Origin of the sequence: Olsenella kribbiana, from assembly GCF_036408795.1 — a bacterium.
Lineage (GTDB): Bacteria > Actinomycetota > Coriobacteriia > Coriobacteriales > Atopobiaceae > Olsenella_L > Olsenella_L kribbiana.
On sequence record NZ_JAZGJP010000022.1, the window covers coordinates 1 to 18,380 of the forward strand.

Here is an 18,380-nt window from a genome sequence, read left to right on the forward strand (position 1 = left end):
TCTCATATGTCCCGAACCCCGTCAAGCGGCACGGCATCCCATGTCCGCAAGGCCTGAGCCTCCCGGACCTGCAGGGAGATCCCTTCCGCTGCCGAATGCCCCTGGAAGCGCGTCCTGTCCCCATGAGACTATGCGAGCTTCCTGCTCATTCTCATATCCGCGGATACCGCGCTGCCGCGGCCCGCACATCGGTGTTCCGGCTTGGCGGCAGGACAGCACTCTAACGCCGTGCGTAACGGGCATGCCCGCTGCACATAGACCATTCGCGTCCGCCGCCGGAGTCTCGCGCAACCAGGGCGCGCTCCCAGGGGCATTCCAGATATCGCAGGCCCCTACGGGGCCGCCTTCCATCCCCTGCCTATGACGCTTCGGCTGCGAGCGACTGCTGCTCGCTGCCGAGGAAGAGCATGAACCTGGCCAGCTCCGCCGCCGTGGCCGCATTGGCCTTGCATGCAGGCATGCCCCGTGCGACCAGCGACCTCCTGTGGCTGCACAGGCGCGCAGAGAGCGTGCGTGCACGCTCCCGTATGCGCACGTCCACCGGCTCCGGGCATGCCTTCCCCTTCGCCGGGCTGCATCTCAGCGCCGACCACGAGCACTCCACGAGCAGCGACCTCGTGAGCGCGCAGCCGCATCTGGATATCGCGCCCATCCTCTTCTTGGCCGCGCTCGAGCTCTCCGAGGGGGCGAGCCCGAAGTACGACGTGATGCTCCTGCCGGAACGGAAGCGGGAGAAGTCGCCGACCTCGGCGGCGAACGTCAGGGCCGTGACGAACTGGACGCACTTGAGGCACTGGAGGGCCCTGACGATGCCGGCCAGCGGGGAGGCCCCGGCGAGCCTGTGCGCCTCGTCCAGGAGCGCCCCGTACTGCTCGTCCGCCGACTCGGCTGCGCGGATCGCAGACCGGAGCGCTGCCTGGGCAGCGGCATCGCCGAGGTCGATGCCGCGCAGCCATGTCCAGAATGCAGCGCACCAGGGCTTCCTGAGCGCGCCTCTGGGGGTCCTCTCGTCCCATATCACGCCGTGGCGGCACAGGAGCGCGAGCACATGCTGGAACGCACGGGTGCGCTGGGCCTTCAGGTCGTCGAGCGCGTGCGCCAGCTCGCGCATCCCCTCGATCTCGCAGGGAGGCACCCATACCTCCTTCAGCTCGCCTGCCACGGCCAGCCTCGCGAGCCTCGCCGCATCGTTCCTGTCGTTCTTCCTCGTCCTGGAATCCGACGATGCCGGCATCTTGGAAGGCGCTATCGGCACGACGGAGACGTTGCCGGCCGAGAGCCTGCGGGCAGGCACGAATCCGGTGCAGCCTGCCTCGTAGACGCCCAGGGCAGGCGCCGGGAATCCTGACATCCACCGTGCCATGGCAGCATAGTCGTTGCCCCGGAACGTCCTCGTCTCGGTCTCGCCGCTCTCCCTGGATAGGGCGCAGATGGTGGTCGTCCTGGAATGGCTGTCGATTCCGAAGACCGTTGCCATGCCGGCTGTGCTGACGAAGCTTTTGCTATCCTTGCTCATGTGGGGTCTCCCGTCCCTTTGTGGCGCCGCGCGCCTTTCCCTGCGATGAAAGACATTGTGCGGCTTCGGGAGGTCCCGCTCCGACGGAATCGGCAGAGCCTCCCAGTCCTTAGGGTTCGGGTCATACTGTCTAACAGAGAGATTTTGATTAACGGTAAGCAAAGTAAAATCTGTCTGAAGCGTTCTCTCGCTGCAGAGAGGGGAGAGGGGCTTCGAGGCCCCTCTCCCCTATTGCATGCTATCGGCTGCACCTTTTACCAGAGATCGCTGCAGGAAGCCATATAGGCATCCGTGATCTGCTGGGCATATTGCTCGTAGACGTCATAGAGCTTCAGAGCCCATGATTGATAGGTGCTGTAAGAGTCATTTGCTGCAAAGTGATGCTCGGCCGTCTTTTCCGTGCCTTCGTTCTCGATAGCCGCAAGCTTCTCTATCTTTGCGTTGCTGAGCTCGGCTCTGCCACCGATTGTCGAATAAGCCGAATGCTCGGCACTGCATTCAGCAACGAAACCCGGTGCAGCCGCTGCCATACGTGCGGAATAGTCCGCGAGAATCGATCCGTAGCTGCTGTCTGCGCTGGCTGGAATCCGCCTGCCATCGCTGCCTACATAGTAGCCATCAGGCGTCCAGGCATTCGTCAGCATCGCTCCGCTCGAGCCGAGGTAGTAGTCGCATCACCACCGGTTCTCATACATGGCTCCGGACCCATCGAAGTAGTACCATGAGCCGTCGATCTGCTGCCAGCCTGTCACCATGGCGCCCGAACTTGCGAGGTAGTACCAAGTGCCGCCAAGGTTGATCCAGCCCGTCACCATGGCGCCCGAACCGGATAGATAGTACCAGGTGCCGCCGAGGTTGATCCAGCCCGTCTGCATGGCACCGGAGGCATTGAAGTAGTACCAGGAGCCATCTATCTTCTGCCAGTCGGTCGCCATTGCACCGGAAGGTTTCAGATAGTACCAGGTACCTCCATCCTTCAGCCAGCCTGTCTGCATCCAGCCCTGAGCGTCGAAGTGATACCAGGAACCGTCTATCTTCTGCCAGCAGTTTGCAGGATATGATCCATCCGCATTCCGGTACCACCATCTGCCGTTCGAAGCGACCCATCCTGCGTTCTGCTGCTGGCTGTTGCCGCCAGATTTCTCGTACCTCGCTTCGCAGAGATCGCATACATCCCTTGAGCCACGGTTCCCGAACGCAATGCTTATTGTGACATGTCCGGCAAGCGCCGGACAGTCGCTATAGATGTGATAGGCATGTCCATAGCGGGTGATATATACCGTTGTGCCTGCGTCTGCCGTAAAAGCCCGTGCTTGCGCCGGCAACACGCAAAAAGCAAGCGCGACCGCCGCAAGGACAGCAAACAATCTCGTCGATACCGCACGCTTCGTCATTGTGTCCTCCTTGTATACAGCTGAACAAATGCTTGAAGCGACTCCATCCTATGATTGGCAGAGCGCTCGTGTGTCAAGGATTCTGCAGACGGAAGTACAAGGCTGGATCTCTCAGCCGGATGTCCGTTCTGCTGAGGATGGCCAACCTTTCCGATGCAGCGCTCGAGAGCCAGGACTTCAAACAGGACATCTTGCAGCCAAAGCCTACACGCAGTCGGGAAACACAGAAGAAGGGCCTCCCCATGGAAGCCCTTCCCTAGAACACCATTGCATATGGTTGCCAGCCGGACGCCTATATACCGCTGCTGCATTGGCACTGCGATTGAGGTAGATGCGGGGGCAAGATCAAGCGCTCATCTCAAACCAAGGCCCTTTCCGCTTGCATCTCTGATGCGCGTCTCTCTTTTGCAGATTTCTGGATTCAGCTTGAATATAGCCTCTGCACTTCCCTGTCCGCTATGTGGAATTCCGGAGTTCCCAAGCAGTCTTCTCATCTTGCCGTATGGCGGTGCTGCTCTTCATCAGCGCGCAGAGGAGAGCATTGCCTTCCAGTCAGGCGTTGCCGAAAGCACCGTGCTGCAGATGATGACAATGCAGCAGACGATCTCGAGAGGTCCTGGAATGGCTCCCGTGAAAGCTCCAAACACCACGGCCCAGGCCGAATAGGAAATGTTCAGCGCCATGGCCTTTGCAGGACCGATCGCATCGATGCCCTTGTAGTAGAAGAGATAGGAAGTGGTGCCTGCAAGGGCGGAGACAATCAAGACCAGATTGGAAGCCGTGGGAAGCGCCTGGAACACCAGGCCATAGCTCCCTGCAAGGGGTACGACGACCAGCGCATACATGAGGGCAGATGACGTCTCGCGGATCTGGAGCGCCGTCTCGTTGTCGACAGAATCATCCTGCATGCCCCAGGCGAGGATGACTGCTTCGGAGCCCCAGCCAATGACACAGACAAGGGCACCGAGTATGCCCAGCAGGGGATTTCCGGGGACATCTGCAGAAGCCGAGCTCCAGCCCATCACCATGATGCCCAGAAGTGCCACAAGAAGGGCGCAGATCTGCTTGGGCGTCATCTTCTCTTTGAGGAAGATGTAGGAGAGGAAGGCGCCGAAGGCCGGATAGAAGGCAGATATCGCTGCAGTATAGCCCGCGCCGATATTGCCGATTGCCAGAAGATAGCCGCTCATGCCAAGAGGCCCTCCAAGCAACGCGCCGAGTATGACCACCCTGCCGCTTCTGGTCTTCAGCGCCGCAGCTGTATCCCCCAGCCTGCCTCGTGCGCCCATGAAGACAAGCAGGATGATTGCACAGGCTGCATCATGCATGAAGGCACTGGCGACAGTCGCCTCGGCGGCACCGACAAATGGCATCATGCCCAAGGCTATGCCAAGTATGACCGTATCGATGCCCCAGAGAATGCCGCTCATGAGTCCATACTTCATGGCCTACTCCTTCGATCCGTTCTTGTCCTTCTCTCCATACCAGGAGAGGACCTCGTCCATATAGTCGGCAGCATAGCTGTAATAGATATAGAACCATTCGCCCACGTTCTCGCCATCCGCCTCTTTTACGAGCGACCAGACATACCAGCACCAGCCGGCAAGCACCATCTGGCCCCAGAAATGGCGCCGCTCTTCCAGAGTCGGCTTGTGCCCCAGGTAATAGGAGAGTGCCAGATCTATCCGTTTGGGATCGAACTGGCAGCAGACGCAGAACGTGCCGAAGTCGTTTGCCACATCGGACATGCCGGCATATTCCCAGTCGATCAGGCTGTAATGTCCTTTGTCGTCAATCAGGAAATTGAGCGAGAAGAAATCGTTGTGGTTCACGCACTTCGGATAGCCATCGCTTTCCAGAAAGCCATGGAGCTTCTCTGCCTTGCGTGCAAGCTCGTCATACCCCGGCACATCGATGGGGCCGTGCATCTTGAGCTGGGCCTCATAGTGCTTGCCCTCATCGAAGAAGTCGAACTTCCTATCCAGATGCGCTCCGCTCTCATGAAGCTTCCGGCACATCTCCATGGCTGTCTTCAGCTGTTCGTCGTCCATCGGGTCGAGGTTCTTCGCATTCGGGATGAAGCGTGATATCTTCCATCCGGCATCAGGGTCTTCATGGATGAACGTCTCATCAAGCCCCAGCTTCTTGGCAAGCCTGAGTCCCGCCTCTTCAGAGCGGCGATCCACAAGCTTCTCCGTTCCGACACCGGGATGCCTATAGACATATTCCCCATCGTTCGTCCTGAAGTGGCAGGAGAGATTCGTGAGGCCCTGCTTCAAGGGATAGAAGTCGCAGATCTCATTCTTGCTGCAGTGGAGCACCGAGACGATGTTGTCCAGGATGTCCGAATCCACATTCTCCATGAAGGCAGGATCGAAATCTCTGAGCTCGTCGATCGAATCGAATTCATTGATGATGCCAGCAGGATACTTCCTGATGCGCATGTCGAGCTCTTTGACATGGTCGAGATAGATGCTCTCCCAGAGCTTTCCTGCCGTCTCAGGCTTTTTGTATTCTGCTTCGAGGATGGAAACGAACTTCTTCGAGAACTCGCGGTCGAAATAAACATGGCCGAGCATGATCCAGGAATCGTGCCCGCCGACCGTGACGCCCGCGATTCTGCCGCTTGCAGCAGTCTCGATGCACCATTCATCGGTCTCGCCTGCCGCATAGATGGCAGAGTATTCTGCCTTGTAGACATGGTCGCGGAAGACATTCTCGGTGAAGTAGTCATCAGATGAGCAGATGTAGGTGTTGCCGAGGATGTTGCGAACTCGCCAGAGCGTGCCATTGTTGTTGCGGGTTGCATATTCGGGGTTCACGACAATGCGAACGCCGAATTTCTCCTTGAGATAGAAGAAGTACTCCTTCTTATAACCGACGACGACCGTGATATCGTCGATGCCTGCCTCCTTGAGCTGGCGGATCTGGCGCTCAATGAGCACCTCTCCCCTGACCTTCAGGAGGCCCTTCGGCTTCTCATAGGAGATGGGTGCAAAGCGCGAGGAAAGACCTGCAGCCATGATGACAGCATTGTCTACACGGTATGGCTCAAGTGCAGCAAGGCCCCTCGAGGAGATGGACCCATCTTCGGTGAGCTGCTTTTCGGAGAGCTCGGAGAGCGTCTTGTTGACCGTCCCCAAGGACAGTCCAGTCTTTTCTGCAATCTGCCTCTGGCTCGGCCTGGATGCATCCCTGCTGAGCTCATAGAGCACTTCGAATTCCTTCTGCTTGAGCGCCATGGCATCCCTTCCATTGATGTTCATTTTCCATTTCATAAGTATACTATTGAACGTTCATTATTTCTTGAGTTTTATTAATTTTGTACAAAAGAAAGACTGCATGAAGATCAGCCAATGCAATCCATCGCCTCGGGACATGCTCTGTGCCATCAGTTCGTTATCGAAAAGCACTCTGTCGACAGCAGGGCTGCAGAAAATGCCATCCGCCTGCATTGCAGGTGCCTCTTCATGCCATATATGCTGCATGATTCACAAACAGGACCTTTTACATAAAAGAGGAGGTCTCCCGGGAGACCTCCCCATGCTTGAAAGGCTATGGAATGCAGGTATAAGCCTGCGCTTACAATCTAGTGAATCCAAGCGCCGTCAGGGCCGACATAGTATCCGTCAGGCGTCCTTGCATTCGTGAGCATGGCGCCGCTCGGGCCGAGGTAGTAGTTCCCTATCCAGCAGTCATGGAGCATCGCTCCTGAGCCGGAGAGATAGTACCAGGAACCGTTTATGAGCTGCCAGCCTGTTGCCATCGCACCAGACCCTGTGAGGTAGTACCAGGTTCCGTCAACATTCACCCAGCCCACCGCCATGGCACCAGAATCCAGAAGGTAATACCAGGTACCGCCGACGTTTGCCCAGCCGGTAGCCATTGCTCCCGAGCCGTAGAAGTAATACCAGGTGCCACGGATCTTCTGCCAGCCCGTCTGCATGGCTCCCGTATCGGAGAGCCAGTACCAGGTGCCTGCAGAATCCTGGTACCACCCTGTCTTCATGATGCCGTTCTCATCAAGCCAGTACCAGGTTCCGTCTACCTTCTGCCAGCCGGTCAGCATGAGGCCAGTCTCAGAGAAGAGGTAGCAGGTTCCATTTACGGTCTGCCAGCCAGTCGCCGCCTTTCCGTCGCTTCCCAGATAGTGCCAGCCATCCGAAAGCTCGATCCAGCCAAGCTGCATGATGCCATCATCAGAGAAGTAGCGGTAGGAACCAGAGATCTTGTACCAGCCTGTGACCATATGGCCATCTTCAGCGAGATAGCGCATTCCGTCGGAGCTTTCGAGCCAGCCTGTCTGCATCGCGCCATTGGCATCGAGCAGATATCTCTTTCCGCCGATCGTCTGCCAGCCTGTGCACCTCCTGCCCGAAGCATCGAAGTAATACCGGGCCTCTTCGAGCTGGCACCATCCCGTCACCATTGCTCCCGAATTCGCCAGATAGTACACAGATCCATCCGTGTCCTTGAACCAGCCGGTCTGCATGACGCCGGAAGCATTGAGGTAGTACCAGCTCCTGTTCACATACTGCCAGCCGGTCCTGACGTGTCCATCGGCGCCGAAGTAGTACCACGATCCGCTCTGCTGGGACCAGCCGGTCGTCATATGTCCATCATCTGCAAAGTAATAGCGCGAACCAGAAAGCGTCTGCCAGCCGGTCTCGAGCTCACCTGCAGAACTGAAGTAGTACTTCTGGCCATCTGCACAGGTGAGCCAGCCAGTATGCTTCACATCCTTTGAATCATAGTAATGGAGCTCTCCATCTTCGAGCTTCCATCCGGTATCGACGCTCTGCTGCGCCGCATACTTCATCCATGCTTCCTTGGTGCCATAGAACTTGTCGACATCTAGCGCACCGTTATAGCCGGGCAGATAGGTTGTGCTCGAATACTGGAAGAGCGCAGGGCCGCCCTTCCACGATCCGAAATCGCTGCTGCTCGTCCAAGGATCTTCCTGATAGCCATCATGACGTGACATGTCGGCATACTGGGCCACCCAGAGGCCATAATCGGATGCAATATTGGAGAAGTCATGCGTCGTTGCGGCGTTCTTGTTCATATAGATGAGAGGGCGGACGCCTGTCATCTGATAGACCGCATCGAGCCACTGCTTGCACCAGCCTGTCCCCTCACTCTCGATCTCGCTGTAGCTCGTATTCTCCCAGTCGAGGAAAAGCACAGCCTTGCCCAGGTAGTTCTGTATATGGTCGACAAAATACTTCGCCTGCTCGAGAGCTGTCGTGCCGGTGCGGGCAAAATGGTAGAGACCCAGCAGCTTGCCGGAAGCGAGCGTCTCGTCAGCCTGGGTCTTGTACTTCGGAGAGAGATACGACGTGCCCTCCGAGACCTTCACGATAACGAAATCGGCGGAGATATTGGCGATATCGATGTCTTTCTGGTAATATGAGACATCTATGCCATCAAGCACCGTCTTCTCTTCCGCTGCGGAAGACGCAAGGAGGACTGAGTACTGTGCAGGCGCGGCGGCGGCAGACGTTGGAGCAAGATCGGAAACCGCTTCGACAGAATATGTCGTCTGTGCAGAATCTGCTGTATTGGCTTCAGACGATGTCTCCGTTTCCACTGCGGCGGCTGCGCTCTGGGAAGCCTCGGACGCCGCCTCCTTCTTCCCCGCCTCTTCTGGTTCCTGCTGCTCGCCAGCGCCTTCCGAAGAGCCGGAAGGCGATGCGGGTGCAGAGACAGCAGCCTCGTCGCTGTCCTTAAGTCCCTTTCCATCTGATTCCGTCTCGGCAGATGCCTCCCCCTCGTTCGGCACGGAGACCTGCTCCTTCTTCTGGGCATCAGCTGTGGACGTCGATGCCTTGGTCTCAGTCTCCAGCGTGACCGCAGAATCTACCGTCACGGCAGACGCTGCCTGCCCGGAATCAGAAGGTTCCGCTGCCAGAGCAGGTGCGGCAAAGGCAAGGCTCGATGTTATGGCGGCAGCCATGCCGATGCGGATCATGAGCTCATGTTTCGGTGAATATGCCATATGTCTGGGTGCATACCGCATTGATGCCATCCAATCAGATGCTGACCATGTGAAATGACTTCATGCTAGCAGGCATCCAGGCGGTTCAGAATCCATCCAGACGGATATTCACTCAATTGCACCCCAGAATTCATACGTAAAAGTCTTTATTCAGGCTCTTGCAGAACCGCTGAATTCCGATAATGTCAGTTGAGTATCCACAACTCCCGGTCCGCGCTGACGCTGCGGACGCCTCTCTGGAGGAACAATGAAATCACCCCTCATGAAAGGGATTGCCTGCGCCATGACGCTTGCCATGGCCCTGGCCCCCTGTCCTGCCCTTGCGCTGGAGACATCTGCATCCAAACCAGCCGAAGCCGCAGCCGGCGCTGCCACCCAGACTATGCCAGCTGGCAAGACAGACGCTGCCCAGGATGCGACATCAGCCAAGAGCAGCAGGGATGACGAGCCATCGTCCAAGACGTCTTCATCCGAAGCTGCCGCTGGAAAAGATTCCGCCCAGGTGGGCAAGGAAGCATCCAGCGCAGGCAAGAGCGATCCTCAGAAAAGTGCACCAGACCCAGATGAGCCGGCGGATGATTCAGCAAAGGGAGATGCAGGCGGCAAGGACCCTGCTGCAGAGGACAAGAAAGCAGCTGATGGCATCGCCATCCTGTCTGGCGGCAGCTGGCAGAATACAGAAGATGGAAAGAAGCAGTATCTCAGGCAGGACGGAACGCTTGCCAAAGATGGCCTGTACGAGATAGATGGCAAGAGATACCTCTTCTCCAAGGATGGCATTGTCCAGACCGGATGGCAGACAGTCGAATACCAGGGCAAGCAGCAGCGTTTCCATTTCCAGGATTCCGGCATTGCCGATACGGGCGTCAAGACCATCTCTGGCACGCTCTACTGCTTCGATGAGGCAACAGCGGTCATGCTGACCGGATGGCAGACCATCGATGGCAAGACCTATCTCCTCGATACATCTGGCGCAGCGCTTCATGGCTGGCAGCAGATCGATGGCAAGTGGTACCGTCTCGACGATTCGACCTGCGTCCTTCAGAAGGGCTGGCTTGCCGAGGGCAGCAGCCGATATTGGCTTGATGAGAAGACCGGCGCCATGGCCCAGAGATGGGCAAAGGTACAGGACTTTTGGTATTGGTTCGATGCTCAGGGACACATGAAGACCGGCTGGCTCCTCCTGAACGGCACCTGGTACTGGCTTGACCAGCAGACTGGGAAAATGGCGACAGGCTGGCAGAAGACAGACGGCACCTGGTACTACTTCTTGAGCTCGGGGGCAATGGCGACAGGATGGGCCAAGGACGGCAGTACCTGGTATTGGCTCGACACGGATACCGGCGCGATGCAAACGGAATGGCTCCTCCTGAATGGCACCTGGTACTGGCTTGACAGCTCCGGAGCCATGGCGACGAGCTGGCGGAATGTGAATGGAAGCTGGTACTACTTCTTGGACTCGGGGGCCATGGCAAAAGGTTGGGTCAAGGACGGCAGCACCTGGTACTGGTGCGCATCCTCTGGCGCCATGCAGACGGGATGGATCAAGCTTGACGGCATCTGGTACTGGCTTTCCGGTTCCGGAGCGATGCAGACCGGCTGGCTGAAGCAGGGAAATGACTGGTACTACCTCAATGGCTCCGGCGCCATGTGCACAAGCTACTTCAAGATCGGGGACTTCTGGTACTACGCCTACTCAAATGGCGTGGTCATGTATGAAGACGTGGCCTGGGACAGCGCCTGGAAGGAATATGTCATCGTTGGCTATGACTGGCATGCCCATACCTACCATGGCACCATCCTTGATATCCCTTGGTATATCAACCAGTACGCTGAGGGTGCTCCGGAAGGCTGCGAGGGCGCTTCGCTTCTCATGGCACTGTGGTCCAAGGGTTACTGCCTGAACATGAGCTACAAGCAGTTCCTCAAAACCATGCCCTATGCAACCGATGGAAACCCCTACCACGGATTCGTGGGGACTCCCTACGCAAATGACGGCAACTTCGACACCATCATGATGCCGGCTGTTGCGAAGTGGGGCGCAAGGTATGCCCACACTCTCGACATCACAGGTTGCAGCGTCTATGACCTGCTCTACCAGCTCTCTCTGGGACATCCTGTGATTGTATGGACTTCCTACAAGTTCTATCCGTCAACGAGGCTCATCTACTGGTGGGGCAGCTACAAGACGAACAACCATGTCATGCTGCTTCGCGGCTTCGATGCCAAGACAAACACCTTCTATGTTGCTGATCCCTATATCGACGGTATGGAATGGGTTTCCTGGAATACCTTCATGAACAGCTGGACTGTCCTCAGAGGCGCAGTGGCTGTCTGGTAGCCAAAAAAGACAGCTGTCGCAAAGGCAGGACCGTCTGGTTGAGCTGTTGCAGCTCCTGGATCCTATAAGCAATTCTATCGAAGGTCCAATTCCCGTACTCCGGGGGTCGGACCTTCGAATCTCTTCTGCCTTTTCACCAAATTCCAGTGGATGACGTATGCTCCGGGGCATCAAAGCGAAGCACGCTTTGACCCTGGGACTGCACGAACTCGGTGGCGACGGTCCATATCTTCTGCCGCAACCCGCCAACGGAGAAGACGCAGCCAAAGACGTTATCTAAGTTCATCCGCAGCACACTCCTGTACGTTTGCAGCAGAAGTCGGCCTTGCCTCGGATTCCGCAGCTTATGCCCATCTCGCACATCATCTTCCATGCTGTCTTGTCAATGATGCACACGCTCTCCTATCCGGCGCTTGGGCACATCCTGATCTGGCGGAAGCTGCTGCCGTTGGACGGGTTGCTGAAGTCAGGACAGGCTTCAGCACGCAAGGTGCCGGAGAGCGTCAGATGAAAGGCAGGACCCCGGAAGATACCGGAGCCCTGCCTGAAAGTCCCTGATGGCGGAAATGCTATCTCCCTGGCACCCAGGCGCCGTCGGCACCGACATAGTATCCGTCGGGCGTCCTTGCATCCGTGAGCATCGCCCCGCTCGAGCCGAGATAGTAATTCCCTGCCCAGCAGTCGTGGAGCATGGCTCCGGAGGCGGCAAAGCAGTACCAGGAGCCGCCGATCTTCTGCCAGCCTGTCGCCATCGCTCCGGATCCCGTGAGCCAATACCATGTTCCGCCGTCATTGACCCAGCCTGTCTGCATGGCACCGGATGTGCCAAGGTAGTACCAGCTGCTTTCCCCTGCCGGCTTGCACCATCCTGTCGCCATGAGGAAATAGGCTGGGCGGCTCTCATCCGATTCGTAGGATGGATTCTCGATTCGCTGCCCCAGATAGTTGTAGGGCTGGAAATAGTACCAGGACCCGTCTATCTGCTGCCAGTAGGTAAACTTGGGATCTGTGAGTGTCTGATAGATCCATCCGCCCGGAACGGTGGCAGTCCCCACGAACTCATAGTTGTAAGACCTCTGAAGCGTGATTTCCGGGATGTTCGCCCAGCCTTCCACAAACGCTCCATCAGCGCCAAAGCAATCGCAGTCGCACCTGTCCTCCTCATCAAATTCAGATGCACCCGCTCGCACCACATAGGAGATGACTTCGCTCTGGGCCATTCGCCCATCATCGAGGTCGAAGTAGTACAACTTGCCATCGACAAACGCGTAATATGTGCACATGCAACCAGCATGATAATCAGCGCTGTCTTTCTCTTCGCGAAGATAGTACCAGGAGCCATCCGTATCCTTGAACCAGCCAGTCTGCACCCAGCCTGCAGGATCGAAGTGGTACCATAGGCCGCCAATCTCCTTCCAGCAGCCGGAGGGATACGAGCCGTCGGCATTCCTGTACCAGCTGCCGCTGCCACTCTCGACCCACTGTCCCTGCGCCTCGTCGGCATATGCCTGCACCGCAGGACCGAGCGGCGCGATTGCCGCCACACCCAGAGGGGCTGCAATCGTGGCTGCGGCGAGTGCCGCAGTCAGCTTCGCTTTCCATCCACGCTTCGACAAGACTGCTTTTATGGAAGCCTCCTATCCGCATAGAGCATGCAGGTTACTGAACTTATCCTAAGGATGCATCTTCCGAGAGTGGCTCCGCTGTTGGTTCGGCATCTTCCCCCAAATGGTCGGTTAATGGCTAAATCGTGTCCTGTGCGGCCAGCCAGCCCGTTTCTTCCGTCCGTCATGCGGCCATGCCGGGATGGCGTACCCTGCAGTCTTCTTCTGGCAGCATGCAGAGCAGGTCTGGCTGGTATTCCGGCACCTACCATCTTCCGCTGCAATACGCCCACTGTCCCCTGCCACCGTCGCTACATAGACCTGGTGCTCGAGATTCGTACCACCCAGGGTACCGGTGTCGCCTACATAGCATTGAAGGCCGCTGGCAGGGCAATCTTCCATTTCCAGCCAAGACGCTTTCCGGCCACTTCCTCCTGATCATGGAGACAGCGGAGGTGCGGACCTATGTGCCCTCTGGCCCAGATGCTGCACGGCGTTTGATGGCAGAGAAGATGTCAGGCGGCGGCTGACCATGCTGTTACAAAAACAGGGACCCCCCCGTAGGAGAGCCCCTGTCTGTCTCATGCATCGTGAGGAATCTATTCCTCGTCGCCGTCGATCGAATCCTCGTCGACCTCTTCCTCGCCGCCGATATCGACTGGCTCCTCGTCGTCGGCTTCCTTCGCGCCGGCAGAGGCAAGATCTAAGCCCATCTGGTTCGAATCATGCTTCGGAGCCTGCTTCTTCTTCGCGACCATGCGTGCCACGGCACTCACATGATCGTTCTCGGGCAGGTTCATGATGCGGACACCCTGGGTCGCACGCTTGAGACGCGGGATCTCGTTGGCGCGGACACGGATGACGACACCGGACTCGCTCATGATCATGAGCTCATGCTGCGGACCCACCACACGGCAGGCCACAAGCTTGCCCTTCTTGTCTGTCATCGCGATGGTCTGCACGCCCTGGCCACCACGCTTGTGCTCAGGGTACTCGCTCACCGGCGTCCTCTTGCCGTATCCGTTCTCGGTCACGACGAAGAGGTCTCCGTTGCCGTTCGTAATCTCCATGCCGAGCACCGTGGCATCGCTCTTGAGCGTGATGCCGCGCACGCCGCCGGCAGCACGGCCCATCTCGCGGGCTTCGGACTCGTCGAACATGATGGCCTTGCCGTCCGTCGTGACGAGGATGACCTTCTCGCCCGGCTTGACGCGGCGCACGTTGATGAGCTCATCTCCGCCCTTGAGGTTGATGGCGATGAGCCCGTCATGGCGTGTCTTGTCGTACTCGGACATGGCGGTCTTCTTCACGACGCCCTGCTTCGTGGCAAAGAGCAGGTACTCGTCCTTCGGGAAGTCGCGGCAGGTGATGACAGCTGTCGGATGCTCCCCCTCCTCGAGCGGCAGGAGGTTCACGATAGCGGTGCCGCGGGCATTGCGCGAGCCCACCGGCAGCTCATGGACCTTGAGGCGGTAGACCTTGCCCCTGTTCGTGAAGAACATGATGTAGTCATGCGTCGAGGCAACGAAGAGATCCTCGACGAAGTCGTTGTCCTTGAGGCTCACACCGCGGATGCCCTTGCCGCCGCGCTTCTGTGAGCGGTAGGTGGCGACCGGCAGCCTCTTCACGTAGGAGGCATGGGTGAAGGTGATGACCATGTCCTCTTCTGCGATGAGGTCCTCGACATCGAGGTTCTCTGCCGCATGGGCATTGATCTTCGTGCGCCTCTTGTCGCCGTACTTGTCAGCGATCACATGGAGCTCGTCCTTGATGACACCCAAGATCTTTTCCTTGTGGGCAAGAAGGTCCTCGTAGTAGGCAATCATCTCGTGGAGCTCCTTGATCTGGGCCACGAGCTCGTCACGCGCAAGACCGGTGAGCCTGCGGAGCCTCATCTGGAGGATTGCCTCGCCCTGGATATCGTCGATCTGGAAGCGCTCGTTCATGCGCCTCTTTGCCTCTGCATCATCCCTGGAGGAGCGGATGATATGGACGATCTCGTCGATGTTATCGACAGCGATGAGAAGTCCCTCGAGGACATGGACGCGCTTCTTCGCCTTGTCGAGGTCATACTGCGTGCGCCTTGTCACGACGTCGACCCTGTGCTCGATGTAGTAGTGAATCATCTCGCGCAGAGACAGCGTCCTCGGCACGCCATCCACGAGGGCGATATCGATGACACCGAAGTTCGATTGGAGCTGGGTGTGCTTGTAGAGGTTGTTGAGCACGACCTCAGGCACCGCACCGTTCTTGAGGTCGATGACGATGCGCATGCCCTTGCGGTTGGACTCGTCGCGCAGGTCGGAGATGCCTTCGATCTTCTTCTCGTTCACGGCCTGAGCAATCTTCTCCTGGAGAAGACCTTTGTTGACCTGATACGGAATCTCGGTCACGACGAGGCGCTGGCGCCCGTTCTTGTTCTGCTCGACGTGCACCTTGGAGCGCAGCGTGATCGTGCCACGGCCCGTCTCATAGGCTTCCTTGATGCCGTCGGTGCCCATGATGATGCCGCCCGTCGGGAAGTCAGGGCCGGGGAGCACCTGCATGAGCTCGTCGGTCGTGACGTCGGGGTTGTCGATCATGAGGCAGACCGCATCGACGGTCTCCTTGAGGTTGTGGGGAGGCACGTTTGTTGCCATGCCGACAGCGATGCCGTTCGAGCCATTGACAAGCAGGTTCGGGAAGCCCGAAGGAAGAACGGCAGGCTCGGAGAGCGATTCATCGTAGTTCGGCTGGAGATCGACCGTCTCCTTGTTGAGGTCAGCCAGCATCTCCATGGCGGCACGCGTCAGACGGGATTCCGTATAACGCATTGCTGCTGGAGGATCGCCGTCGATGGAGCCGAAGTTGCCATGGCCATCGATGAGGGGAAGCCTCATCGAGAAGTCCTGTGCCATGCGGACCATTGCGTCGTAGATGGAGCTATCGCCGTGGGGATGGTACTTGCCCATGACTTCGCCGACAGTCCATGCCGACTTCTTGTGGGGCTTGTTCGGCGTGATGCCGGCCTCATTCATGGCGTAGAGGATGCGGCGGTGGACCGGCTTCAGGCCATCGCGCACATCAGGGAGGGCGCGGGCCACGATGACGGACATGGAGTACTCGAGGAAGGAGGCCTTCATCTCTTCTGCCATGTCGTCGGGCTTGAGCGCACCGCCGTGGATGTCGGAGAGGTCGAGGCGGGTGCCTGCCTCATCCGAAATCGTGTGGGAGAGGTTGGCACCGGCGAGGTTCAGATTCTCCTCGCCTGTATCCTCTTCCTCATCTCCGTATTCATCTTCATCGTCGTCGCCGTCGAGGTCATCGTCGTCAGACCCATCCAGGTCTTCCGTGTCCTCGTCGGTATCATCCAGGTCGTCTTCGAACTCATCGCCGCGCTCGGGGGTCTCATTGTCGTCCCCGTCGCCTGCGAAGAGATCGTCTCCTGGATGCTTGTTGTTGTCGTCAGCCACGTATCACCTTTCGCTAGATGTCGAGGAACCGCACGTCCTTGGCATGGTTCTGGATGAAGTCCTTGCGCTTCTCTACCTGGGTGCCCATGAGGTCTTCGACGGCACGCTCTGCTGCCATCGCGTCGTCGATCGTGACCTTGAGCATGATGCGGTTCTTCGGGTCCATGGTCGTCGTCCAGAGCTGCTCAGGGTCCATCTCGCCGAGACCCTTGTAGCGCTGCACGGTGTACTTCGTCGGATCCTCAAACTTCTTGGCCTCGATGGCGAGCTCCTCATCCGTATAGAGATACTTGCCATGCTTCTTGCCCTTGGGCTTCAGCTGGTAGAGAGGGGGCTGCGCCACGTAGATGTAGCCTGCCTCGATCATGGGCTTCATGAAGCGGAAGAAGAACGTCAGAAGGAGGATTCTGATGTGGGCGCCGTCGACATCGGCATCCGTCATGATCACGATCTTGTGGTAGCGGGCCTTCTCGATGTTGAACTCCTCGCCCACGCCCGTACCGATGGCCGTGATCAGGGACTGGATCGTGTCGGAGGAAAGGGCCCTGTGCTCCTGGACGCGCTCGACATTCAGGATCTTTCCGCGAAGCGGAAGCACTGCCTGGATGGAACGGTCGCGCGCCATCTTTGCAGAGCCGCCTGCGGAGTCGCCCTCGACGATGAAGAGCTCGGTCATGGCTGCCTCGCGCACGGAGCAGTCGGCAAGCTTGCCAGGAAGGGACGCCGTCTCGAGGAGGCCGCGCCTTCTCGTTGCCTGGCGTGCCTTCTGGGCGGCAAGGCGTCCGCGTGCTGCCTGGGAGGCCTTCTTGAAGATCTCCTTCGCCTGGTTCGGGTGCTCTTCGAGGTAGTCGGAAAGCCCCTGGGAGACGATGCGGTTCGTGAGCGTGCGCATGTAGGAGCTGCCGAGCTTTGCCTTCGTCTGGCCCTCGAACTGGGGATCGGGAAGCTTGACAGAGACGATAGCGCAGAGGCCCTCGCGGATATCGTCACCCGTGAGGTTGGCGTCCTTCTCCTTCAGGAGGTTGTGGCTCCTCGCATAGTCGTTCATGACCTTGGTAAGAGCGGTGCGGAAGCCCTCGATGTGCATGCCGCCCTCTTCGGTGTAGATGTCATTGGCAAAGCCCATGACATTCTCCGAATAGCCGGCATTCCACTGCATGGCAACCTCGACCTCGCCCTTCTTCTCGAGCGGGGTGTCGGGGTCAGTCTTGCCCTCGATGTAGATAGGCTTGGAGCAGCCAGGCAGGATCTCCTTCTCATTGTTCAGGAACTTGACGAAGTCGATGATGCCGCCCTGATAGCAGAACTCATCCGTACGCGGGGTGAGCTCGCGCTCGTCCGTGAGGATGATCTTGAGGCCCTTGTTCAGGAAGGCCGTCTCCTGCAGGCGGTCATGCAGCGTGTCGTAGTTGTAGACCGTCGTCTCGAAGATTTCGTCATCCGGCCAGAATGTGACGGTCGTGCCGGTCGCCTTCGAGGTGCCGATCTGCTCCATCTTCTTCACGGTCTTGCCACGTGCGAACTCCATCTGGTAGATTCCGCCATCGCGCTTGACCGTGACGACCAGGCGCTTGGAAAGGGCATTGACGACAGAGACGCCAACGCCGTGAAGGCCGCCGGAGACCTTGTAGGCATTGTTGTCGAACTTGCCGCCGGCATGGAGCACCGTGAGGACAACCTCGAGGGTCGGGATCTTCTTCTGCGGGTGCTTGGCCACCGGGATGCCACGGCCATTGTCCTCGACCGTGATGGAATTGTCGGGATGCACCGTCACTTTGATCTTGGTGCAGAAGCCAGCAAGCGCCTCATCGACGGAGTTGTCGACGACCTCCCAGACCAGATGGTGCAGGCCTGTGGCGCTCGTGGAGCCGATATACATGCCAGGACGCTTGCGGACCGGCTCAAGGCCTTCGAGGACCTTGATGCTGCTCGCGCCGTATTCTTCTTTCTTGGGCACGCTCATCCTCTCTTCGAAATGCACGTGTACAGACTGTTTCATGATAGGCCACAGCGGCGGGTATCTGCGGCCTGCCAAGCAAGAAACCGCAGGCTGAGCACAATCAAAATTCCCTCAG

General features: G+C 58.1%; 9 protein-coding genes and 1 pseudogene. 1 reads left to right on the forward strand and 9 read right to left on the reverse strand.

Going from position 1 to position 18,380, the window contains the following annotated elements; translation table 11 throughout:
• Positions 1-358: 358 nt before the first annotated feature.
• The 6 genes and pseudogenes from VXJ24_RS10375 to VXJ24_RS10400 form a co-directional block, all read right to left on the reverse strand.
• Positions 359-1,516, reverse strand: a complete 1,158-nt coding sequence (locus VXJ24_RS10375; protein ID WP_330972846.1) for an IS110 family RNA-guided transposase — start codon at positions 1,514-1,516, stop codon at positions 359-361.
• 254 nt (positions 1,517-1,770) lie between these two features.
• Positions 1,771-2,175: pseudogene (locus VXJ24_RS10380) on the reverse strand (hypothetical protein); the annotation flags it as partial.
• 15 nt (positions 2,176-2,190) lie between these two features.
• A complete protein-coding gene (locus VXJ24_RS10385; RefSeq protein ID WP_330972847.1) occupies positions 2,191-2,910 on the reverse strand; it encodes a cell wall-binding repeat-containing protein in 720 nt (239 codons plus the stop codon).
• Positions 2,911-3,431: 521 nt separating this feature from the next.
• Positions 3,432-4,355 (reverse strand): DMT family transporter, encoded by a 924-nt coding sequence (locus VXJ24_RS10390; protein WP_330972848.1) that lies wholly within the window; start codon positions 4,353-4,355, stop codon positions 3,432-3,434.
• 3 nt (positions 4,356-4,358) lie between these two features.
• On the reverse strand, positions 4,359-6,152 hold the full coding sequence (locus tag VXJ24_RS10395; RefSeq protein ID WP_330972849.1) for an NTP transferase domain-containing protein: 1,794 nt from the start codon (positions 6,150-6,152) through the stop codon (positions 4,359-4,361).
• Between the two features lie 347 nt (positions 6,153-6,499).
• Entirely contained in the window at positions 6,500-8,908 is a 2,409-nt protein-coding gene (locus tag VXJ24_RS10400; protein WP_330972850.1) for a GH25 family lysozyme, read from the reverse strand.
• Between the two features lie 247 nt (positions 8,909-9,155).
• Here VXJ24_RS10400 and VXJ24_RS10405 point away from each other — a divergent pair, with 247 nt between their 5' ends.
• Positions 9,156-11,249: a C39 family peptidase gene (locus VXJ24_RS10405; protein WP_330972851.1), complete on the forward strand. Its 2,094-nt coding sequence runs from the start codon at positions 9,156-9,158 to the stop codon at positions 11,247-11,249.
• 569 nt (positions 11,250-11,818) lie between these two features.
• On the opposite strand, the gene VXJ24_RS10410 is transcribed toward VXJ24_RS10405, so the two are convergent.
• From VXJ24_RS10410 to gyrB, 3 genes are all read right to left on the reverse strand, one after another.
• On the reverse strand, positions 11,819-12,865 hold the full coding sequence (locus tag VXJ24_RS10410) for a PspC-like choline-binding domain-containing protein (protein ID WP_330972852.1): 1,047 nt from the start codon (positions 12,863-12,865) through the stop codon (positions 11,819-11,821).
• Between the two features lie 587 nt (positions 12,866-13,452).
• Entirely contained in the window at positions 13,453-16,305 is a 2,853-nt protein-coding gene (gene gyrA, locus VXJ24_RS10415) for a DNA gyrase subunit A (protein WP_430623825.1), read from the reverse strand.
• A 13-nt stretch (positions 16,306-16,318) separates the two neighbouring features.
• Positions 16,319-18,268: a DNA topoisomerase (ATP-hydrolyzing) subunit B gene (gene gyrB, locus VXJ24_RS10420; protein WP_430623826.1), complete on the reverse strand. Its 1,950-nt coding sequence runs from the start codon at positions 18,266-18,268 to the stop codon at positions 16,319-16,321.
• Positions 18,269-18,380 lie beyond the last annotated feature (112 nt).

Bases quoted from the DNA above. Each gene is read 5' to 3' on its own strand.
- VXJ24_RS10375 (WP_330972846.1), bottom strand. From the start codon at position 1,516: ATGAGCAAGGATAGCAAAAGCTTCGTCAGCACAGCCGGCATGGCAACG.
- VXJ24_RS10385 (WP_330972847.1), bottom strand. From the start codon at position 2,910: ATGACGAAGCGTGCGGTATCGACGAGATTGTTTGCTGTCCTTGCGGCG.
- VXJ24_RS10390 (WP_330972848.1), bottom strand. From the start codon at position 4,355: ATGAAGTATGGACTCATGAGCGGCATTCTCTGGGGCATCGATACGGTC.
- VXJ24_RS10395 (WP_330972849.1), bottom strand. From the start codon at position 6,152: ATGGCGCTCAAGCAGAAGGAATTCGAAGTGCTCTATGAGCTCAGCAGG.
- VXJ24_RS10400 (WP_330972850.1), bottom strand. From the start codon at position 8,908: ATGGCATATTCACCGAAACATGAGCTCATGATCCGCATCGGCATGGCT.
- VXJ24_RS10405 (WP_330972851.1), top strand. From the start codon at position 9,156: ATGAAATCACCCCTCATGAAAGGGATTGCCTGCGCCATGACGCTTGCC.
- gyrB (WP_430623826.1), bottom strand. From the start codon at position 18,268: ATGAGCGTGCCCAAGAAAGAAGAATACGGCGCGAGCAGCATCAAGGTC.